Source organism: Salipiger sp. H15 (assembly GCF_040409955.1).
Classification (GTDB): Bacteria; Pseudomonadota; Alphaproteobacteria; order Rhodobacterales; family Rhodobacteraceae; genus Salipiger.
The window spans coordinates 1,896,003-1,916,161 of record NZ_CP123384.1 but is presented as its reverse complement, the minus strand read 5'-3'; the positions used below and the strand labels follow the sequence as shown (position 1 = coordinate 1,916,161).

The window sequence follows — 20,159 nt, the reverse complement described above, 5'->3', positions numbered from 1 at the left end:
GAGACCCCCGCAAAGAGGGGCGCTACCCCCCAACCACGCAACAGGAGAGACAAGATGACCCTGACACGACGCAAGATCCTGAGCGGTGCCGCACTGGCCGCTCCGGCTGCGCTCGCGGCGCCGTCCATCGGCCGCGCGCAGGAGCCGATCAAGTGGCGCTTCCAGACCTACGCGGGTGCCGCCCTCGGCGAGCAGGTGACCAAGCCGCTCGTCGACTACATCAACAACGCCGCGCAGGGCGAGCTGGAGATCGAGCTCTACTACGCCGACCAGATCGTCCCCACCGGCGAGCTTTTCCAGGCGCTGCAGCGCGGCACCATCGACGCCGTGCACTCGGACGACGACTCGATGGCCTCGCCCACCCCGATGCGGGTCTTCGGCGGCTACTTCCCCTTTGCCACCAAGCACATCCTCGACGTGCCGGTGCTCTTCCAGCAATACGGGCTCGCCGACATCTGGCGCTCGGAATACGAGAAGGTGGGCGTGACCTGGCTCTCCGCCGCCGGTCAGGACCCGTGCAACTTCAACACCAAGAAAGAGATCACCAGCCTCGCCGACCTCGACGGGCTGAAGCTCTACACCTTCCCCACCGCCGGGCGCTTCCTCGCGCAGTTCGGCGTGGTGCCGGTGAACATCCCCTACGAGGATGCGGAAGTCGCCGTTCAGACCGGCGAGCTTGACGGCATGTCCTGGTCGGGCATCACCGAGGACTACACGGTGGGCTGGGCGAACGTCACCGACTACTTCCTGACCAACAACATCTCGGGCGCCTGGATCGGCTCGATCTTCGTCAACCAGCAGCGTTGGGCCGACCTGCCCGAGCATCTCAAGACGCTGGTGATGGCCGGGATCAAGGCCGCCGACACCTACCGCAACCAGTGGTACTGGGGCGGCGAGGCCAAGCTGCGCGCCACCGGCGACAAGCTGCAGCTGCGCTCGGTGCCGCCGGAAGAGTGGGCCGAGGTGGAAAACGCCGCCAAGGCCTTCTGGAAGGAGATCGCCCAGGAAAGCGAGATCCACGCCAAGGTCGTCTCGATCTTCGAGGAGTACAACGGCGTCATCAACCAGGCCGGCCCGCCCTACAACTTCTGAGCCGTGCCACCGCAGCGACATTTGGCCCCCGCAGAGCTATTGCGGGGGCCGAGCCTGTAGAATAATTTGATCAAATCTCCGCGCCTCCCCGCGCGGCGACACGGACAAGCCCAGCAAGGAGCACGCGGAATGACCGCCCCCCTGACCCTAGACGACCTGACAGCCGCCGCCGCAACCGGCGAGATCGACACCGTCCTCGTGTGCATCGTGGACATGCAGGGCCGTCTGCAGGGCAAACGTTTCCACGTCTCCAACTTCCTCGAGCATGCGGTCGTCGAGACCCATTGCTGCAACTACCTGCTGGCCACCGACGTCATCATGAGCACCCCCGAGGGCTTCGCCTCGACGAGCTGGGCCTCGGGCTACGGCGATTACGTGATGAAGCCCGACCTCGCGACGCTGCGCCGCGTGCCCTGGCTCGAGGGCACCGCGATGATCCTCTGCGACGTGCTCGACCACCACGGCCACCCGGTGTCGGAATCGCCGCGCCAGATCCTGCAGAAGCAGATCGCCCGCGCCGAGGCCATGGGCCTCTCTCCGATGATGGCGACCGAGCTCGAATTCTTCCTCTACGCCCGCTCTTACGACGAGATCCGCCACAGCGGCTGGCGCGACCTCGAAACCCTCTCGCCCTACAATCAGGATTACTCGATCCAGATGACCAGCCGCGAGGAATACGTGATGCGGCCGATCCGCAACCACCTCTACGCCATGGGCGTGCCGGTGGAATGCACCAAGGGCGAGGCCGAGACCGGCCAGGAAGAGCTGAACATCCGCTACGCCGACGCGCTGACCTGCGCCGACCACCACGTCATCTCCAAGCACGCGATCAAGGAGATCGCCCACCAGCAGGGCCACGGCGCGACCTTCATGGCCAAGTGGCAGGCCGACAAGGTGGGCAGCGCCGCGCATATCCACCAGTCGCTGTTCCGCGGCACCGAGAACGCCTTCTACGACAAGGACGGCGCGCATTGCATGTCGCAGACCATGCGGCACTACGTGGCGGGCCTGCTGAAATACGCCCCCGACGTCACGCTGCTGCTGGCGCCCTACGTCAACAGCTACAAGCGCTTCGTGCCGGGCACCTTCGCCCCGACCAAGACCGCCTGGTCGGTCGACAACCGCACCGCCGGCTTCCGCCTCGTCGGCGAGCACACCAAGGGCGTGCGCATCGAGTGCCGCATCCCCGGTTCGGACATGAACCCCTACCTCGCCTGCGCCGCGCAGCTCGCCGCGGGCCTCGCCGGGATCGAGGAGAAGCTCGAGCTTTCCGACCCGGTGAAGGGCGACATCTACGGCATGGACCACGTGCCGGACGTGCCGAGCACCCTGCGCGCCTCGATCGAGGCCTTTGCCGGGTCGAAGATGCTGCGCGCGGCGCTTGGCGACGCGGTGATGGAGCATTACACCCATGCCGCGCGGGTCGAGCAGGCCGACTTCGACCGCACCGTCACCGACTACGAGCTGGCGCGCGGCTTCGAGCGCGCCTGAGGAGACACTGATGACCACCCTCACCTGCATTACCCCCATCGACGGCTCGGCCTTCGCCTCGCGCGAGACCCTGCCGCTCGACCTCGCGCGCGAGGCGGTCGCCTCCGCCCGCGCCGCGCAGGCCGCATGGGCCGCCCGCCCGCTGGCCGAGCGCATCGAGCTCGTCATGAAGGGCGTCGCCGAGATCGGCGCGCAGAATGACCAGATCGTCCCCGAGCTGGCGCAGATGATGGGCCGCCCGGTGCGCTACGGCGGCGAGTTCCGCGGCTTCAACGAGCGCGCCTCCTACATGTCCGAGATCGCCGCGGGCGCGCTCGCCGACATCGAGGTCGGCGAGGACGCCACCTTCAAGCGCTACATCAGGCGCGTGCCGCATGGCGTGGTCTTCGTGGTCTCGCCGTGGAACTACCCCTACATGACCGCGATCAACACCGTGGCCCCCGCGCTCATCGCGGGCAACACCGTGGTACTGAAGGGCGCGACCCAGACCCTGCTCGTCGGCGAGCGGCTTGCCGATGCCTTCCACAAGGCCGGCGTGCCCGAGGCGGTGTTCCAGAACCTCTACCTCGACCATGACACCACCTCGGCCCTGATCGCCGAGGGCGCCTTCAACTTCGTCAACTTCACCGGCTCGGTCGGCGGCGGCAAGGCCATCGAGCGCGCCGCGGCGGGCACCTTCACCGGGCTCGGGCTCGAGCTCGGCGGCAAGGACCCGGGCTACGTGATGGAGGACGCCGACCTCGACGCCGCGGTCGACACGCTGATCGACGGCGCGATGTTCAATTCCGGCCAGTGCTGCTGCGGGATCGAGCGCATCTACGTGCACGAAAGCCTCTACGACGCCTTCGTCGAGAAGGCCGTGGCGCTGGTCAAGACCTACAAGCTCGGCAACCCGCTCGACGCGGCGACCACGCTCGGCCCGATGGCCAACGTCCGCTTCGCCGACGAGGTGCGCGCGCAGATCGCCGAGGCGCTGGAGATGGGCGCCACCGCCCACATCGACACATTCCCCGAGGATGACGGCGCGGCCTACCTGACCCCGCAGATCCTCACCGGCGTGACCCACGAGATGCGCGTCATGCGCGACGAGAGCTTCGGCCCGGTCGTCGGCATCATGAAGGTGAAGGACGACGCCGAGGCCATCGCGCTGATGAACGACAGCCCCTTCGGCCTCACCGCCTCGCTCTGGACGCAGGACGTCGCGCGCGCGCAGGAGGTCGGCGACCAGATCGAGACCGGCACCGTGTTCCTCAACCGCGCCGACTACCTCGATCCGGGGCTCTGCTGGACCGGCTGCAAGCAGACCGGGCGCGGCGGCGGCCTGTCGGTCATCGGCTATCACAACCTTACCCGTCCCAAGTCCTACCATCTCAAGAAGGTGACGAAATGAGCCTCACCGCCAACTGGTCCTACCCCACCGCCATCAAGTTCGGCGCGGGCCGCATCGCGGAACTTCCCGCCGCCTGCGCGCAGGCCGGCATCAGCAAGCCGCTGCTGGTCACCGACCGCGGCCTTGCCACCCTGCCGATCACCGAGAGCACCATCGCCATCCTCGAGAAGGCCGGGCTCGAATGCGGCCTCTTCGCCGACGTCGACCCCAACCCCAACGAGCGCAACCTCGCGGCGGGCGTCGCAGCCTACAAGGCGGGTGGCTATGACGGCGTGATCGCCTTCGGCGGCGGCTCGGGGCTCGACCTCGGCAAATGCGTGGCCTTCATGGCCGGGCAGACGCGGCCCATCTGGGACTTCGAGGACATCGGCGACTGGTGGACCCGCGCCGACGCCTCGGCCATCGCCCCGGTCGTCGCCGTGCCGACCACCGCGGGCACCGGCTCGGAAGTCGGCCGCGCCGGCGTGCTGACCAATTCCGAGACCCACGAGAAGAAGATCATCTTCCACCCCAAGATGCTTCCCGCCGTGGTGATCTGCGATCCCGAGCTGACCGTCGGCATGCCCAAGGCGATCACCGCCGGCACCGGGCTCGACGCCTTTGCCCATTGTGTCGAGGCCTTCTCCTCGCCCTTCTACCACCCGATGTCGCAGGGCATCGCCCTCGAGGGCATGCGGCTGGTGATCGAGTACCTGCCCCGCGCCTATGCCGACGGCACCGACCTCGAGGCGCGCGCGCAGATGATGAGCGCCGCCGCCATGGGCGCCACCGCCTTCCAGAAGGGTCTCGGCGCAATCCATTCGATGAGCCATCCCATCGGCGCGGTCTTCGGCACGCACCACGGCACCACCAACGCCGTCTGCATGCCCGCCGTGCTGAAGTTCAACGCGGACGCGATCCGCGACCGCTTCGACAAGGCGGCGGGCTATCTCGGCATCGAGGGCGGCTTCGACGGCTTCTGCGCCTTCGTGGACGAGTTCAACGACAGCCTCGGCGTGCCCAAGGGGCTGCGTGCGCTCGGCGTCACCGAGGAGTCGATCCCCGAACTGGTCCGCGGCGCGATCAAGGACCCGTCCTGCGGCGGCAACCCGGTCGAACTGACCGAGGAGAACCTCGAGGCGCTGTTCCGCGCCGCGATGTGAGTCGTTCCGATCGAGCACAGAGGGCCGGGGCGAAAGCCCCGGCCCTTTTTGTTTGCATGACAAAGGAGAAGCCGCCCCCAGCCCCCCTTCGCCGCTCCCGCCGCTTGGGCTACACTCCCGCAACCCACCGGGAGGACCCCCATGCACGCGCCCACGCCCTACACCCTCATGGCCCGCAACAATGCCTGGGCGAACGAGACGCTCTACACCGTGCTCGCCGCGCTCACCGAGGAAGAGTTCACCGACCCGCGCCCCGGCTTCTTCCCCTCGCTCAGCCTGACGATGAACCACATCCTGCTGGTCGATCTCTACTACATCGACGCGCTGGTGCGCGGCGGGCTGGGCCTGTCGCTGCGCAATCGCGCGCAGATCGACGACCCGGCCGCGCTGGCGAAACTGCAGGCCGAGAGCGACCTGCGCCTGCTGGCCTTCTGCGAGTCGCTCACCCCCGCCATGATGCACGAGGAACGGCTCACCCAGCGCACCTCCGGCCCGGTGCACGAGAAGGTCGAGCCGCTGCTGCTGCACCTCTTCCAGCACCAGGTCCACCACCGCGGGCAGGCGCATGTGCAGCTGCAGGAGGCCGGTTACGCCCCGCCGCAGCTCGACGACTTCTACCTCGAATACGGCCGCGTCCCTTCCGCCCGGGCGTGGTTCCCGCACTGATCCGCCCGCGCCCCCTTGCACATGCTGCCCCGACGTCGCCTTATGGCGCCGACATTCGGACGGGGAACGGCAGATGACGAAGACGGTGGCGGTGATCGGTGCGGGCATCGTGGGGGTGAGCACGGCGCTCGAGCTTCTCCGCGCGGGACACGAGGTGGTGCTGGTCGACCGCGGGGGCCCGGCCTCGGGCACCAGCCATGGCAACGGCGGCGTTCTGGCCGCGGCGGCGGTGCTGCCGGTGACCGGCCCGGGGCTCTGGGCGAAGGCCCCGAAGATGCTGCTCGACCCCGACCAGCCGCTGTTCCTGCGCTGGCCCTACCTGCCGAAGCTGCTCCCCTGGCTGATGCGCTACATGTCCCACGCCAATGCCGAGGCTGCCCTGACCCGCGCCCGCGCCATCGCGCCGCTGATCGGCGACAGCCTCGCCGATCACCTCGCGCTCGCCGGCGGCACCCCGGCCGAGAAGTGGATCGTGCCCTCGGACTATGTCTTCGCCTATCCGCACCGCGCCGCCTTCGAGGCCGACGCTTTCGGCTGGCAGACCCGCAGCAGCCTCGGCTTCACCCACGAGCTGCTCGAGCACGGCGCCTTCCAGGCCTATGACCCGGCGATGAGCCCGGCCTTCGGCCTCGGCGTGCGCCAGCCGGACCATGGCCGGATCACCGACCCGGGCCAGTACGTGAAGGATCTCGCGACCCACGCCCAGAGCCTCGGCGCCCGGCTGGTGATCGGCGAGGTGCAGGACATCGCGCAGGAGAACGGCAGGCTGACCGGCCTCAGGATCGGCGGCGAGACCCTGCCCTGCGACGCCGCCGTGCTGACCACCGGCGTCTGGTCCGGCCCGCTGGCGAAGCGGCTCGGCCTCGACATCCCGCTGGAAAGCGAGCGCGGCTATCACCTCGAGCTCTGGGAGCCCTCGGTCATGCCGCGGTCGCCGGTGATGTTCGCCGCGCAGAAATTCGTCGCCACCCCGATGGAGGGCCGCCTGCGGCTTGCCGGGATCGTCGAGTTCGGCGGGCTCGACGCGCCGCCCTCGGCCGCGCCCTTCGAGCTCTTGCGCCGCGCCATCCGCGCCGCCATGCCGGAGCTCACCTGGGAACGCGAGGTCGAATGGATGGGCCACCGCCCCTCGATCGCTGACTCGCTGCCGGTGATCGGCGCGGCCCCGGCGCTGAAGGGTGCCTACGTCGGCTTCGGCCATGACCACATCGGCCTCACCGCCGGGCCGAGGACCGGGCGACTGCTGGCGCAGATGATCTCGGACCAGAGCCCGAACATCGACGTCACCCCCTTCTCGCCGCGCCGCTTCGCCTGACCGGACGGCGGCGATGACGCTCCTGCCCTTCCTGGCCCGCCACGCCCGCTGGCTGATGCTGATCGGCCTCGCCTTCGGCATCGCCGTGCCGCAGGTGACGCAATTCGTGCGGCCGTGGCTGTCGGAGCTGGTGGCGGCGATGCTCTTCACCGCGGCGCTGCGCATCGGCCCGCGCGCCGCGCTCGGCGCCATGGGGCACCTGAGGGGCACGCTCGGCGCGCTGCTGGTCTTCCAGCTCATCTGCCCGCTGGCGCTGATCGCCCTCGCCGCCCCCTTCGGCCTGCTCGACAGCCCGCCGGCGCTGGCACTGATCCTGCTGATGGCCGCCGCGCCGCTTGCCAGCAGCCCGAACCTGACGCTGATGGTCGGCGGCGATCCCGCCCCGGCGCTGCGCATGCTGATCCTCGGCATGGTGATCCTGCCCGCGACCACGCTGCCGGTCTTTGCGCTGCTGCCCGCGCTCGGCGGCGCGGCGGGGATCCTCGATGCCGCGGCGAAGCTGCTGCTGGTGATCCTCGCCGCCACCGGGCTTGCCTTCGCGCTGCGCCCGCTGCTCCTGCCGCGCCCCGGACCCGCCGCCTTTGCCCAGCTCGACGGCGCCTCGGCGCTGCTGATGACGGTGATCGTGCTCGCCCTCACCTCCGAGATCCGCCCCGCGCTGATCGAGCGCCCCGGCGAGCTGCTCGGCTGGATGGCGCTGGCCTTCGCCGCCAACCTCGGCCCGCAGGTGCTGACGCTCTGGCTGCGGTCGCGCGGCGGACGCCCCGAGGCGCTGGAGGCGCTGGCGATGATCGCCGGAAACCGCAACATCGGGCTCTTCCTCGTGGCGCTGCCGGCCGGGGTCACCGACCCGCTGCTGCTCTTCATCGGCTGCTACCAGGTTCCGATGTTCCTCACCCCCCTCGTGATGACGCCGCTCTACCGCCGCTGCCACGCCCGTGCCGCGGGACTTGGCATCGCCGGCCGGAGCGCTATCACGGGCAAAGACAACGGAGACTGCAATGCCCCTCAATCCCGCCGATGACGCCTTTGCCGAAACCCTGAGCCGCGCGCTGCCCGAGGGCACGCTGCGCCGCGCCGAGCCGCGCTACCTCGAAGAGCCGCGCGGTCGCTGGCAGGGCATCTCGGGCTGGGTGGCGCTGCCGCGCGACGTGGAAGAGGTCGCCGCCATCGTCCGCGCCTGCAGCGCGGCGCGCGTCGGCCTCCTGCCCTACGGCGGCGGCACCGGGCTTGTCGGCGGGCAGATCGCCCCCGAGGGCCCCGCGCCGCTGATCCTCTCGCTCGAGCGCATGTCGCGCATCCGCGCCGTCTATCCCGAGGAGAACGTGCTGGTCGCCGAGGCCGGCGCCATCCTCGCCGACGTGCAGGCGGCGGCCAGGGATGCGGGCCGGCTCTTCCCGCTCTCGCTGGCCTCCGAGGGCACCGCGCGGATCGGCGGGCTGCTCTCGACCAACGCCGGCGGCGTCAACGTGCTGCGCTACGGCAACGCCCGCGAGCAGGTGCTCGGCCTCGAGGCGGTGCTACCCGACGGCACGGTCTGGCACGGGCTGAAACGGCTGCGCAAGGACAACACCGGCTACGACCTGCGCGGGCTCCTGCTGGGGGCCGAGGGCACGCTCGGGGTGATCACCGCCGCCGCGCTGAAGCTCTCGCCCGTCCCCGCCGCCACCGCCACCGCGCTGCTGGCCGTCGAAAGTCCCGCCGCCGCGCTCAGCCTGCTGGCGATCGCCCGCGAGCAGCTCGGCGAGATGGTCAGCGCCTTCGAGCTGATCGGCCGCACCGGGTTCGAGTTCCTCGCCGAGGCGCTGCCGGTGATCCGCCAGCCCTTCGCCGAGCCGCCCGAATGGTGCGTGCTGGTCGAGCTCGGCCTCGCGCAGGGCATGGACCCCGAGGCGGCGCTCGAGACGCTCTTCACCGCCGGCATGGAGGCCGGGCTGGTCAGCGACGGGCTGCTCGCCCAGTCCGAGGCGCAGGCGCACCAGTTCTGGGAGCTGCGCGAGCAGATCCCCGAGGCCAACCGCCACATCGGCGCGATCGCCAGCCACGACGTCTCGCTGCCGCTGAGCGCCCTGCCCGAGTTCATCGACACCGGGATCGACCGGCTGGCGCGGCTCGGCGAGTTCCGCGTCAACTGCTTTGGCCATCTCGGCGACGGCAACCTGCATTACAATGTCTTCCCGCCGAAGGGCCGCCGCAAGCAGGACTACGTCGAGATCCGCGCCGAGGTGCAGCGCTGCGTGCATGACCTCGTGCACGAGATGGGCGGCTCGGTCAGCGCCGAGCACGGCATCGGCCGGCTGAAGGTGGACGATCTCGAGCGCTACTCCGACCCCGCCAAGCTGGCGGCGATGCGCGCGATCAAGGCCGCGCTCGACCCGGTCGGCATCATGAACCCCGGCGCGGTGATCCGGGCCTGAGCCCCCGCCGCCAAACGTGTCGGGGCGGCAGCGCGCCGCCCCCCTCCCGCCTCAGGCGGGCGCCTTGTAGGCCTGCGCCGCCTTTCCGGCCCGCTTCTGCATCTCCAGAAGCTCCTCGGCGGTGAAGGCCCGCACGGTCTGGACATTGCTCACCATGCCCGAGGCCCCGACGGCCATCATGCTGGCCAAGAGGTCATGCACGTCGGACACGTCGGCGATGACCATCCAGTCGGTCGCGCCGGTCGTGGCGTAATAGGCCAGCATCTTGCCGCCCCCCGACTCGACGACCGAGCGCGCGCCCTCGGCGCGGTCGCTGGGATTGGCGATCATGCCCTTCAAGGCCGCCGCCGTGTAGCACCCTGTCACGATGAAAGTCGGCATATCGAATCCTCCGGGGAAGGACCCTCGGGACGTCCTCTGCACCACGCAGGCCGGTCCGGCCCGCATCCTCCCTGCCGCAATGATACCACAGTCCGCGCCCCGGCGCGAAACCGCGCTGCCCGGAGCCCGGATCCGCGCGTCAGCCGCAGTGGGGACGGCCCGTGCGCGCCGTGCGCGCGGCCCGCAGGCTGTCGAGCCCTTCGACCACCGCATTGCCGGAATAGACCGCGTCATCGGCGCTGACATCGGGCCGGGAGTTGCGCTCGCGCAGCACCCGCTCGGCATCGAGCGCCCGCCCGGCATCGCGCAGCAGCACCACCCGGTGCAGCTCCGAGGCGCTGGTCGCGCCGCCGCGCGCCGCCTCGGTGCGGTCGAGCGCCGCCAGCGCCTCGTCGTGCCGGCAGGCGATCGCAAGCTCGGTCGACTCGGGAAAGCTCTCGGGGGTCACGGCGGTCACCGGCGCGACCTCGGCGGCGCAGGCGCCCAGCAGCAGCGGCAGGAGAAGGGCGGCACCGGCACGGCGGGCCGCCGCGCGGATCGGAAGGGGGTCACTCATCATCGCCTCTGTCTCGCTTCGTCGTCATCACTCACCTTCGGAAGGGCCCCGCCGCCAGCGCCGGCCCCTCGCCGCTCACTGCGGCCCGAAGAAATCGGCGGAGACACGCTCACGCGCGGTCTCGACGGTCGACTGGAGGATCTCGCGATCCTCCGCGCCCCCGGGCATGGCCAGCAGCACGGCCAGCGCGCCCAGCATGCCAAGTCCCCCGAGGAGCTCGTATTTCATCGACCGCATCGCGGCATGCCCCACCTGTCTCAGGCTTTCCAACACCGCGAATGCTGCGCGGGTTCCGCGATCAAGGCAAGCCCCCCAGGCGGGGGCGCCCTCAGTCCCGCCCTCAGTCCCGCCTTCAGTCCCACCAGGGCCCGTGATGCGCGTCCCTGCCGTCGACCCGGTCGAACCCGTGCCGCCCGAAGAAGTCGCGCTGCGCCTGGATCAGCGCCGCCGTGCCGCGCGGCTGGCGCAGCGTGTCCCAGAAGCCGAGCGCCGCACCCAGCACCGGCAGCGGGTAGCCCGCCGCGATCGCCTCCGAGACCAGCCGCCGCAGCGCCGGGATGCCGCGCGCCAGCACCGGCGCGAAGCGCGGCGCAAGGAAGAGCTGCCCCTCGGGCGGGCTCTCGCGGAAGGCGCCGGAGATGTCGTCGAGCAGCCGCGCCCGGATGATGCAGCCGGCGCGCCAGATCTCGGCGATGCGGGCGAAGTCGAGCTGCCAGCCGTATTCCTCGGACGCGGCGGCAAGGATGCGGAAGCCCTGCGCATATTCGAGGATGCGCGCCGCCAGCAGCGCCGCCTCCAGCTCTTCCATGTCCGGCGCAAAGCCCGCCCGCTCCGAGCCCAGCGCGCCGCCCGCCACCTCGCGCAGCGCCTTCTCCGCCGACCAGGCCCGCGCCGCCACCGCGCCCTCGATCATCGTCGCCGACTGGCCGAGCGTCACCGCCTCGATCGCGGTCCAGCGGCCGGTGCCCTTCTGCCCGGCGCGGTCGAGGATGGCATCGACCATCGGCCCGCCGCCGAGCGGGTCGTCGTAGGAGAGCACCTTGCCGGTGATCTCGAAGAGGTAGCTCTCGAGCGGGCCGTCGTTCCAGCGCGCGAACTGCTGCCCGATGGCGGCGGGCGCCAGCCCAGCGCCATGGCGCAAGAGGTCGTAGATCTCGGCGATCATCTGCATGTCGGCATATTCGATGCCGTTGTGCACGGTCTTGACGAAATGCCCGGCCCCGTCGGGCCCCATGCGGTCGGCGCAGGGCGCGCCGTCGAACTGCGCGGCGATCCGCGACAGGATCGGCTTCAGCCCGGCCCAGCTCTCCTCCGAGCCGCCGAACATCATCGACGGGCCGTGCCGCGCCCCCTCCTCGCCGCCCGAGACACCGAGCCCGACGAAATGCAGCCCGTGCTCCGCGAGCCGCGTGCTGCGGGCGCGGGTGGCATGGAAATCCGCATTGCCCGCGTCGATCACCGTGTCGCCCGGCGCCAGCAGCGGGATCACCTGCTCGAGGAAGCCATCCATCGGCGCGGTCGAGGGGATCATCGCCAGCAAGAGGCGCGGTGTCGGCAGCGCCGCGATCAGCGCCTCGAGCGTGGCCTGCGCGGTGACGCGATCGGCAAAGGGCTCGGCCCGCGCCATGAACTCGGCGATGGCCCCCTCGCTGCGGTTCGACACGGCGATGTCGATGCCGCTCTCGGCCATGTTGAGCGCCAGCGCCGCGCCCATCGTGCCCAGTCCGTAAATCCCGATCCGCGGTTCCGCCATGGCAGCCTCCTGTGCGTCCTGCCGCCGAAGGTAGCGATAACAGCCCCCAAGGCAAGCCGCCGCCCGCCGCAGCGGATGCACAGGCGCCGTGCATCGGATGTGCATCCCCTGTGCATCCCCGAAAACGACGAAGGCCGGGCGCTGCCGCCCGGCCTTTCATCTTTCCCGAAATACTCCGGGGGGCCCGCCGCGAGGCGGGCGGGGGCAGCGCCCCCTCCACGCGGGTCAGGCGCCGAGACACCAGCGCATGATCGCCTTCTGCGCGTGCAGGCGGTTCTCGGCCTCGTCCCAGATCACCGACTGCGGCCCGTCCATGACCTCCGAGGTCACCTCCTCGCCGCGGTGCGCAGGCAGGCAGTGCATGAAGAGCGCGTCCTTGCCGGCGGCCTCCATCAGTTGCTCGTTCACCTGGTAGGGACGCAGCATGTTGTGGCGACGCTCCTTGGCGGATTGCGCGTCATGCATCGACACCCAGGTGTCGGCAACGATGAGATCGGCGCCCTCGACGGCCTTGTAGGGGTCACGCTCGATGGTGATGCTCGCCCCCTCGTTGCGCGCCAGCCCGACGAATTCCATCTCGGGGTCGAGCTGCACCGGCCCGGTGAAGGTGAAGTCGAAGCCGAACCGCCCGGCGGCATGCAGAAACGAGGCGCAGACGTTGTTGCCGTCGCCGCACCAGACCACCTTCTTGCCCTTGATCGGGCCTCTATGCTCTTCAAAAGTCAGGATATCCGCCATGATCTGGCAAGGGTGCGTGCGGTCGGTGAGCCCGTTGATCACCGGCACCGTCGCGAACTCGGCCATCTCGGTCAGCACCGCCTCGTCGAAGGTGCGGATCATGATCATGTCGACGAAGCGCGACAGCACCCGGGCGGTGTCGGCGATGGTCTCGCCGTGGCCGAGCTGCATGTCGTTGCCCGACAGGACCATGGTCTGCCCGCCCATCTGCCGCACGCCGACATCGAAGGAGACGCGGGTCCGGGTCGAGGGCTTCTCGAAGATCAGCGCCACCATGCGCCCGTCGAGCGGGGTCTCGTCGTCCGCCATGGCCTTGGGGCGGCCGTTTCGGCGCTCCTTGATCGCCTTGGCGCTGTCGATGATCCCCCGCAGCTCTGCCGGGTCGGTTTTGTGAATGTCGAGAAAATGGTTCATCTGTCGGGTCTTCTTGTTGGGCCGGGGGGTGGGGGCGCCGCCCCCGCCCGCGCGGCGCGCGGACTCCCCCGGGACATAGTGGCCTAGACGTGGCTCAGGCGGTCAGCTGGGCTGCGACCTCCAGCGCGGTGGCGGTGGCGTCGAGACGGGCGACCGCCTCGGCGATCTCCTCCTCGGTGATGGTGAGCGGGGGAAGAAGGCGCACGACGTTGTCCGCCGCGGGCACGGTGATCACCAGGTTGTCATAGCCGGCCTTGACGAAATCGGCCGGGGCAACCTTGGTCTTGAGGCCGATCATCAGCCCGGTGCCGCGGACCTCCTCGAAGATCTCCGGATGCGCGGCGATCAGCCCCTCGAGCTTCTGGCGCAGCAGCCCCGCCTTGCGGCCGACCTCCTCGAGGAAGCCCTCGCCGGTCAGCACGTCCATCACCGCGCCGCCGACGGCGCAGCCGAGCGGGTTGCCGCCGTAGGTCGAGCCGTGGGTGCCGACGGTCATGCCCGAGGCGGCCTCTTCGGTCGCCAGCACCGCGCCGAGCGGGAAGCCGCCGCCGATGCCCTTGGCGACCATCATGATGTCCGGGGTGATCCCGGCGTATTCATGCGCAAACAGCCGCCCGGTCCGGCCCATGCCGCACTGCACCTCGTCGAGGATCAGCAGGATGCCCTTGTCGTCGCAGAGCTTGCGCAGCGCCTTCAGCTGGTCGTCGGGCAGCGGGCGGATGCCGCCCTCGCCCTGGATCGGCTCGATCAGGATGGCGCCGGTGTGCGCGTCGATGGCCGCCTCGATCGCCGCCATGTCGCCGAAGGGCAGGTGCTTGAAGCCCGGCAGGATCGGCCTGAAGCCCTTGACCATCTTCTCCGAACCCGCCGCGGCGATGCCCGCCGACGAACGGCCGTGGAACGAGCCGGTGAAGGCGAGGATGTCGGTCTTCTCGGGCTGGCCCTTCTCGTACCAGTACTTGCGCGCCATCTTCACCGCGAGCTCGCAGGCCTCGGTGCCGGAGTTGGTGAAGAACACCGTGTCGGCGAAGGTGGCCCCGACCAGCTTGTCGGCGAGCGCCTGCTGCTGCGGGATCTCGTAGAGGTTCGACACGTGCCAGAGGTTCTGCGCCTGCTCGGTCAGCGCCGCCACCAGCGCCGGGTGCGCATGGCCGAGCGCGTTCACCGCGATGCCGCTGCCGAGGTCGAGAAAGCGTCGTCCGTCCTCCTCGATCAGCCAGCAGCCTTCGCCCTTCACGAAGTGAAGCGGCGCGCGCGAATAGGTCGGCAGGACGGAGGGGATCATGGGGTCTTCCTCTGCAATGAGGCCCGATTGGTGCCAAGGGCCCGGGGCCAAGTCAAGTTTTCAAAGGGGATGTGCGACGCACAAACGATCGGACGCGCCCGAAAGGGGCACGGAAGGAAGAGCTCAGGCTCGTCGGATTCGGATCGCTTGCGTCATGCGCAGGCTATTGCCGGGTTTCCCGGCGTAAATCAAGCACCTTGCGCGGATCACGCCGCGAAGGGGTCCTCGGGGTAGCCGACGCCCATCAGGTACAGCCCGTCCGGCGGGCACACCGGCCCGCAGGCGGCGCGGTCGGCGGCCTCGAGCGCGGCCTTCACCTCCGAGGGTGCCCAGCTGCCCGCGCCGACCCGCTCGAGCGTGCCGACGATCGAGCGCACCTGGTTGTGCAGGAAGCTGCGCGCGCGCAGGTGGAAGTGGTATTCCGTCCCCGCCCCGGTCTCGACCTCCTCGATCCGGCACTCGTCCAGCGTCTTCACCGGCGAGGCCGACTGGCACATGGTCGATCGGAAGGTGGTGAAGTCGTGCAGCCCGACGAGATGCGCCGCCCCCTCGCGCATCGCGGCGAGCGAGAGCGGGTGCAGCACCCGCCAGACCTGCCCCTTTTCCAGCGTCGACGGTGCGCGGCGCACCAGCACCCGGAAGAGATAGCGCCGCTCCAGAGCCGAGAAGCGCGCGTGCCAGTCATCCGCGACGGCGGCGCAGGCGCGGATCGCCACGGGCTCGGGCTTGAGGTGGAAGTTCAGCGCCTCGCCGAGGCGGAACGGGTCCCAGTCCTTCTCCATGTCGCAATGGGCGACCTGCCCGCGCGCATGCACGCCCGCATCGGTGCGCCCGGCGGCGGCGATGGTGTGCTCGCGCTTCTCGAGTTTCGCCAGCGCAGCCTCGATCGCGCCCTGCACCGAGGGCTGATCCGCCTGACGCTGCCAGCCCGCGAAGGGCCCGCCGTCATATTCCACCAAGAGCGCATATCTGGGCATGACCGCCCCTTAGCGCGCCGCCGCGTCCCCATCAATCCCCCCGGCACGCCTCCCGGCGCCGCCCGCGCGCGCCGCCCCCGTCTTCCACATGGTGAAAATATCCCGGGGGTGAGGCGCGCAGCGCCGAGGGGGCAGCGCCCCCTTGCCCCACCTGCCACGCGGCGCAGCAGCGGCCCGCAGAGAACGCCACGCCGCCCCTCCCCGGCACTGGCAACCCGCGCCCGGCGCGTCTATCTCTAGGGAAACGCAGAACGAGGGACGCCGCCTTGGTCATCGGAACCATCGCCGACACGCTCAGCCGCGGGGTCGGAAACGTCACCGACACGCTGTCGGAAACCTTCTTCGAGCCGGTCGTGCGCCTTGGCGTGACCGGGCTCTCGCGCGCGGGCAAGACCGTCTTCATCACCTCGCTGGTCGCCAACCTGCTCGACCGCGGGCGCATGCCGCAGCTGGCCGCCGAGGCGGAATCGCGCATTCTCACCGCCTATCTCCAGCCGCAGCCCGACGACACCGTGGCGCGGTTCGACTACGAGACGCATCTTGCCGCGCTCACCGCGCGCGAGCCGCGCTGGCCCGAGAGCACGCGGGCCGTCTCGCAGTTGCGGCTCTCGCTCAAGGTGCGGCCGACAGGGCTGCTCGCCGGGCTGCAGGGGCCGCGGACGGTGCATCTCGACATCGTCGACTACCCGGGCGAATGGCTGCTCGATCTCGGGCTGCTCGATCAGAGCTTCGAGGACTGGACGGACGAGACGCTCCGGCGCCTGCCGCAGCGGCCCGGCTCCGAAGCCTTCCTTGCGCTGCTCGCCGAGACCGATCCCGACGAAGCCTTCAGCGAGCCCCGGGCCAAGGCCCTCGCCGAGGTCTTCACCGCCGCGCTGCACGAGGCGCGCGAGGCGGGGTTCTCGGACTGCACCCCCGGGCGCTTCCTGCTGCCGGGCGAGAAGGCAGGCAGCCCCGCGCTGACCTTCGCGCCGATGCCGAAACCCGCGATCCCCTCCCGCCGCGGGCTCTGGCGCGAGATGGAGCGGCGCTTCGAGGCCTACAAGTCGCAGATCGTGAAGCCCTTCTTCCGCGACCACTTCTCGCGCATCGACCGGCAGATCGTGCTGGTCGACGCGCTCGGCGCGATCCATGCCGGCCCGCCGGCGCTCGACGACCTGCGGCGCACCATGTCGGCGATCCTCAAGGCCTTCCGCCCCGGCTCCAACGCCTGGCTGACGCAGATGCTGCGCGGGCGGCGGGTCGAGAAGATCCTCTTTGCCGCGACCAAGGCCGACCACCTGCACCACACGCAGCACCACGCCCTGACCGCGATCATGGAGGCGCTGACCCGCGAGGCGCGCGACCGGGCGCGCTTTGCCGGGGCCGAGACCGCGGCCATGTCGATCGCCGCGCTGCGCGCCACGGTCGAGCAGACGCTGCCGCACGAGGGCACCGAGCTCGACTGCGTGCGCGGCACGCTCTTGAACCCCGACGGCACGCGCGGGCGGCAGGCGGCCTTCTATCCCGGCGCCCTGCCCGAGGATCCGGCGCACCTGCTGACCCCGGCGCGCGAGGGCGCGACCGGCTGGCTTGGCGCCGATTACGAGATCATGCGCTTCGCCCCCGCGCCGCTGACGCTGAAGCCCGGCGAGGGCCCGCCGCACATCCGCCTCGACCGCGCCGCGCAGTTCCTTGTCGGAGACCGGCTGTGAGCCCGCACCTGCGCCCCGCCCGCCCCACCGACGCCGGCAGCCTCGGCGCGATGATCACTGCCGCCGTCGAGGCGCATGACTGGAAGCCGCTGCTGCACAGCGGCGCCGAGGACATCGCCCATGCCGGCACGATGATCGAGCGCGGCTGGGTCACGGTGGCCGAGGATCGCGCCGGCACGCTGCTCGGCTTCCTCGCGCGCGAGGGCAGCTACGTGCACGCGCTCTTCGTCGCGCAGGCGGTGCAGGGCCGCGGCATCGGCCACGCGCTGCTCGAGGATGCCAAGCGCGCCGCGCGCCGGCTGGAGCTCTGGACCTTCCTCGCCAATGCCCGCGCGCAGCGTTTCTACGAGCGGGCGGGCTTCGCCATCTCCCGCCGCGGCGACGGCTCGGCCAATGCCGAGGGCCTGCCCGATCTCTTCTATGTCTGGGAGGCCCCCGCCTTCCGCAACAGGGAGGCCCGCCCATGAGCGATGCGCCCCGCAACGATGGCCCGCGCAAGGGCCCGATCCTCATCGACCTCGACGGGGACCAGCCCAGCCTGACGCCCTCGGATGCCCCACCGGTGCCCGAGCCCGACCTTCCGGGCCCGCAGGGGCAGGCGATGACCACCGCCGCGGCGCTGGCCGCGCGCCGCCCCTCGAAGCTGGCGCGCTGGTTCTGGGCGCTGGCGGGCACGCTGCTGTCGGCGCTGATCTCGATCGCCGCCTGGCGCTTCGTCACCGACCTCATCGCCTCGGTGCCGCTGCTCGGCCTCGCGATCACCGTGCTGATCGGGCTCCTGGTGCTTGTCGGCCTTGCCATCGTGGTCAAGGAGCTTGCCGCCATGTCGCGGCTGGCCAAGGTCGACGCGCTGCACCGCGCCGCCGACGCGGCGCTGGCGACCGAGGATCTGAAGGCCGCGCGCAAGCTGGTCGACGAGCTTGCGGCGCTCTACGCCGGGCGCGAGGACACGCGCTGGGGCCGCCAGCGGCTGAAGGAGCGCAGCGCCGAGGTCTTCGACGCCTCCGGGCTCATCGGCCTTGCCGAGACCGAACTGCTGACCCCGCTCGACGCCGCCGCGCGGCGCGAGGTCGAGGCCTCGGCGCGGCAGGTGGCGACGGTCACCGCGCTGGTGCCGCTGGCGCTGGCCGACGTGATCGCGGCGCTCTCGTCCAACATCCGCATGATCCGCCGCATCGCCGAGATCTACGGCGGGCGCTCGGGCACGCTCGGCAGCTGGCGGCTGACGCGGGCGGTGATGTCCCACCTCGTCGCCACCGGCGCCGTGGCGGTGGGCGAGGACATGCTCGAGCCGGTGCTCGGCGGCGGGCTGCTCGGCAAGCTGTCGAGGCGCTTCGGCGAGGGGTTGGTGAACGGCGCGCTGACCGCACGGGTCGGCGTCGCGGCGATCGAGGTCTGCCGCCCGCTGCCCTTCATCCGCCGCAAGCGCCCCTCGGTCCGCGACATCGTCCGCACCGCGCTCGCGGGCTTCGTGATAAAGGACAGCGGCAAGGGCTGAGCCCCGGGGCGACTTGATCCGGGACAAGGCGCCGGGGACCGGAACGCGCGAGGCTCGGGGCCCCAGCAGGAGCCCGCGCGATGACCCGCCCGACCGACAGCGCCAGAGATCTTCCCGCGCCGGGCGGCCACGGTCGCCTGCGCGACATCATCTACGGCGCGCTCGACGGATCGGTGACGACCTTCGCCATCGTCGCGGGGGTCGCCGGGGCCGAGCTCTCGCCCTTCATCATCCTCGCGCTCGGCTTCGCCAACGTCCTTGCCGACGGGTTCTCCATGGCGGCGGGCAACTACGCGGGGACCAAGGCCGAGCTCGACGACCTGCGCCGCCTGCAGCGGCTCGAGCGCGGGCGGCTGTCGACCGACCCCGAGGCCGCCCGGCGAGATCTCCGCGCGCAGCTGGCGCGGCAGGGTCTGTCGGGCGAGGTGCTCGAGGCGGCGGCGGCCCAGATCGCCGCCGATCCCGCCCACTGGAGCCGCCAGCTGCTTGCCGGGAAGCATGGGCTGTCGGACGTCGACCCGCAGCCCCTGCGCGCGGCGCTCGCCACATTCGCGGCCTTCCTCGCGGCGGGGCTGGTGCCGCTGCTGCCCTTCGTGCTGTCGCTGGAGAAGGCGCTTGAGGTCGCCACGGCGCTCACCCTGGCGAGCTTCTTCGCGATCGGCGCCTACAAGAGCCGCTGGTCGCTGACGCCGTGGTGGCGCTCGGGGCTCGAGACGATGGCCATCGGCGGCATCGCCGCCGGCCTTGCCTTCGTGGTGGGGCGGATGTTCACGCTCTGACGCGCGCCGCGGCCCTTATGGAGCGGCGGAAGCCGCCGGACCGGAAGGGGGGGCCAGCGCCGCGCAAGGCGCTTTCGCACGGCGCTGACCCGGGACTTGCCCTGAAACACTGGGCCTTCTAGGGGAGGAAACCCTCGCCCGGACCATCCGTGAGTGGTAGCAGGTCCGGCTTTCTGGGCGAGGGGCACAGAACGCCGGGCTTAATTGCCCGGCGCCACCGAGGGCGAAGCGGGTATGGTCCCACCGCTCCTCCCGATCGCGGAGCCGACGGCCCCGCTCCCAGTCGCGGCAGGGGTCTCACCCACCCTGCCGACGCTCAGGGTTCCAACCCCGACCAGAAGGCCGAGGACCAGCAGGACGGCCACCAGCAGCCCGCCGGTGAACGCTCCGGCGGTTGCTGCCTGGGGCGACTCCGGCAGGTACATTGGCGGCTCGGACCGCAGGGTCGAGCCATATGGGCCGCGCTGCGGCAGCCCGCTGTCACGATAGGCCATGAAGCCTCCATGGGTTCGATGTGCTCGCGCCGGGGATCGGCTGGGATCCGGGCGGGAAGGTCGGGAGTGGCGCGAGG

Annotated in this window: 19 protein-coding genes; 12 read left to right on the top strand and 7 right to left on the bottom strand. The window is 70.7% G+C overall.

The window, feature by feature from the left end; genetic code table 11:
* Positions 1–54 precede the first annotated feature (54 nt).
* The 8 genes from PVT71_RS09365 to PVT71_RS09330 all read left to right on the top strand — a co-directional run bounded on the left by PVT71_RS09365 (position 55) and on the right by PVT71_RS09330 (position 9,513).
* Positions 55–1,092, top strand: coding sequence for a TRAP transporter substrate-binding protein (locus PVT71_RS09365; protein ID WP_353471518.1), 1,038 nt, complete (start codon positions 55–57; stop codon positions 1,090–1,092).
* Positions 1,093–1,221: 129 nt separating this feature from the next.
* Positions 1,222–2,583, top strand: coding sequence for a glutamine synthetase family protein (locus PVT71_RS09360; RefSeq protein ID WP_353471517.1), 1,362 nt, complete (start codon positions 1,222–1,224; stop codon positions 2,581–2,583).
* Between the two features lie 7 nt (positions 2,584–2,590).
* Positions 2,591–3,973: an aldehyde dehydrogenase family protein gene (locus PVT71_RS09355; protein ID WP_353473861.1), complete on the top strand. Its 1,383-nt coding sequence runs from the start codon at positions 2,591–2,593 to the stop codon at positions 3,971–3,973.
* Positions 3,970–5,115: an iron-containing alcohol dehydrogenase gene (locus PVT71_RS09350; protein WP_353471516.1), complete on the top strand. Its 1,146-nt coding sequence runs from the start codon at positions 3,970–3,972 to the stop codon at positions 5,113–5,115. Before PVT71_RS09355 ends, PVT71_RS09350 begins: the two co-directional genes overlap by 4 nt.
* Before the next feature lie 141 nt (positions 5,116–5,256).
* Entirely contained in the window at positions 5,257–5,781 is a 525-nt protein-coding gene (locus tag PVT71_RS09345) for a DinB family protein (protein ID WP_353471515.1), read from the top strand.
* A 73-nt stretch (positions 5,782–5,854) separates the two neighbouring features.
* A complete protein-coding gene (locus PVT71_RS09340) occupies positions 5,855–7,096 on the top strand; it encodes an FAD-dependent oxidoreductase (protein WP_353471514.1) in 1,242 nt (413 codons plus the stop codon).
* Positions 7,097–7,109: 13 nt separating this feature from the next.
* On the top strand, positions 7,110–8,120 hold the full coding sequence (locus PVT71_RS09335; protein WP_353471513.1) for a hypothetical protein: 1,011 nt from the start codon (positions 7,110–7,112) through the stop codon (positions 8,118–8,120).
* Positions 8,098–9,513: an FAD-binding oxidoreductase gene (locus tag PVT71_RS09330; protein WP_353471512.1), complete on the top strand. Its 1,416-nt coding sequence runs from the start codon at positions 8,098–8,100 to the stop codon at positions 9,511–9,513. Before PVT71_RS09335 ends, PVT71_RS09330 begins: the two co-directional genes overlap by 23 nt.
* Before the next feature lie 51 nt (positions 9,514–9,564).
* Here the strand turns inward: PVT71_RS09330 and PVT71_RS09325 are convergent, their stop codons facing one another.
* The 7 genes from PVT71_RS09325 to truA all read right to left on the bottom strand — a co-directional run bounded on the left by PVT71_RS09325 (position 9,565) and on the right by truA (position 15,617).
* A complete protein-coding gene (locus PVT71_RS09325; protein ID WP_353471511.1) occupies positions 9,565–9,894 on the bottom strand; it encodes a GYD domain-containing protein in 330 nt (109 codons plus the stop codon).
* Positions 9,895–10,033: 139 nt separating this feature from the next.
* Entirely contained in the window at positions 10,034–10,450 is a 417-nt protein-coding gene (locus PVT71_RS09320) for a hypothetical protein (protein ID WP_353471510.1), read from the bottom strand.
* A 75-nt stretch (positions 10,451–10,525) separates the two neighbouring features.
* On the bottom strand, positions 10,526–10,678 hold the full coding sequence (locus tag PVT71_RS09315; RefSeq protein ID WP_353471509.1) for a hypothetical protein: 153 nt from the start codon (positions 10,676–10,678) through the stop codon (positions 10,526–10,528).
* 124 nt (positions 10,679–10,802) lie between these two features.
* On the bottom strand, positions 10,803–12,203 hold the full coding sequence (gene gndA / locus PVT71_RS09310) for an NADP-dependent phosphogluconate dehydrogenase (protein WP_353471508.1): 1,401 nt from the start codon (positions 12,201–12,203) through the stop codon (positions 10,803–10,805).
* 225 nt (positions 12,204–12,428) lie between these two features.
* Positions 12,429–13,355, bottom strand: a complete 927-nt coding sequence (argF, locus tag PVT71_RS09305; RefSeq protein WP_353471507.1) for an ornithine carbamoyltransferase — start codon at positions 13,353–13,355, stop codon at positions 12,429–12,431.
* A 94-nt stretch (positions 13,356–13,449) separates the two neighbouring features.
* Positions 13,450–14,640 (bottom strand): aspartate aminotransferase family protein, encoded by a 1,191-nt coding sequence (locus tag PVT71_RS09300; RefSeq protein WP_353471506.1) that lies wholly within the window; start codon positions 14,638–14,640, stop codon positions 13,450–13,452.
* 206 nt (positions 14,641–14,846) lie between these two features.
* Positions 14,847–15,617, bottom strand: a complete 771-nt coding sequence (gene truA / locus PVT71_RS09295; RefSeq protein ID WP_353471505.1) for a tRNA pseudouridine(38-40) synthase TruA — start codon at positions 15,615–15,617, stop codon at positions 14,847–14,849.
* Between the two features lie 266 nt (positions 15,618–15,883).
* Between truA and PVT71_RS09290 the strand changes: the two genes are divergently transcribed.
* The 4 genes from PVT71_RS09290 to PVT71_RS09275 all read left to right on the top strand — a co-directional run bounded on the left by PVT71_RS09290 (position 15,884) and on the right by PVT71_RS09275 (position 19,588).
* The gene (locus PVT71_RS09290; RefSeq protein ID WP_353471504.1) at positions 15,884–17,311 is read left to right on the top strand and encodes a YcjX family protein; all 1,428 of its coding nucleotides are present in this window, start codon (positions 15,884–15,886) and stop codon (positions 17,309–17,311) included.
* Positions 17,308–17,778 carry a GNAT family N-acetyltransferase gene (locus tag PVT71_RS09285; RefSeq protein ID WP_353471503.1) on the top strand — a complete coding sequence of 157 codons (471 nt, stop codon included), beginning with the start codon at positions 17,308–17,310 and terminating at the stop codon, positions 17,776–17,778. Before PVT71_RS09290 ends, PVT71_RS09285 begins: the two co-directional genes overlap by 4 nt.
* A complete protein-coding gene (locus PVT71_RS09280) occupies positions 17,775–18,809 on the top strand; it encodes a TIGR01620 family protein (RefSeq protein WP_353471502.1) in 1,035 nt (344 codons plus the stop codon). Before PVT71_RS09285 ends, PVT71_RS09280 begins: the two co-directional genes overlap by 4 nt.
* An 80-nt stretch (positions 18,810–18,889) precedes the next feature.
* Positions 18,890–19,588: a VIT1/CCC1 transporter family protein gene (locus PVT71_RS09275; RefSeq protein ID WP_353471501.1), complete on the top strand. Its 699-nt coding sequence runs from the start codon at positions 18,890–18,892 to the stop codon at positions 19,586–19,588.
* Positions 19,589–20,159: the final 571 nt, after the last annotated feature.

Coding starts and splice junctions, on each gene's coding strand:
- PVT71_RS09335 (WP_353471513.1), top strand. CDS start 7,110: ATGACGCTCCTGCCCTTCCTGGCCCGCCACGCCCGCTGGCTGATGCTG.
- PVT71_RS09300 (WP_353471506.1), bottom strand. CDS start 14,640: ATGATCCCCTCCGTCCTGCCGACCTATTCGCGCGCGCCGCTTCACTTC.
- PVT71_RS09325 (WP_353471511.1), bottom strand. CDS start 9,894: ATGCCGACTTTCATCGTGACAGGGTGCTACACGGCGGCGGCCTTGAAG.
- PVT71_RS09360 (WP_353471517.1), top strand. CDS start 1,222: ATGACCGCCCCCCTGACCCTAGACGACCTGACAGCCGCCGCCGCAACC.
- PVT71_RS09350 (WP_353471516.1), top strand. CDS start 3,970: ATGAGCCTCACCGCCAACTGGTCCTACCCCACCGCCATCAAGTTCGGC.
- truA (WP_353471505.1), bottom strand. CDS start 15,617: ATGCCCAGATATGCGCTCTTGGTGGAATATGACGGCGGGCCCTTCGCG.
- gndA (WP_353471508.1), bottom strand. CDS start 12,203: ATGGCGGAACCGCGGATCGGGATTTACGGACTGGGCACGATGGGCGCG.
- PVT71_RS09345 (WP_353471515.1), top strand. CDS start 5,257: ATGCACGCGCCCACGCCCTACACCCTCATGGCCCGCAACAATGCCTGG.
- PVT71_RS09365 (WP_353471518.1), top strand. CDS start 55: ATGACCCTGACACGACGCAAGATCCTGAGCGGTGCCGCACTGGCCGCT.
- PVT71_RS09330 (WP_353471512.1), top strand. CDS start 8,098: ATGCCCCTCAATCCCGCCGATGACGCCTTTGCCGAAACCCTGAGCCGC.
- PVT71_RS09320 (WP_353471510.1), bottom strand. CDS start 10,450: ATGAGTGACCCCCTTCCGATCCGCGCGGCGGCCCGCCGTGCCGGTGCC.
- argF (WP_353471507.1), bottom strand. CDS start 13,355: ATGAACCATTTTCTCGACATTCACAAAACCGACCCGGCAGAGCTGCGG.
- PVT71_RS09280 (WP_353471502.1), top strand. CDS start 17,775: ATGAGCGATGCGCCCCGCAACGATGGCCCGCGCAAGGGCCCGATCCTC.
- PVT71_RS09340 (WP_353471514.1), top strand. CDS start 5,855: ATGACGAAGACGGTGGCGGTGATCGGTGCGGGCATCGTGGGGGTGAGC.
- PVT71_RS09315 (WP_353471509.1), bottom strand. CDS start 10,678: ATGAAATACGAGCTCCTCGGGGGACTTGGCATGCTGGGCGCGCTGGCC.
- PVT71_RS09275 (WP_353471501.1), top strand. CDS start 18,890: ATGACCCGCCCGACCGACAGCGCCAGAGATCTTCCCGCGCCGGGCGGC.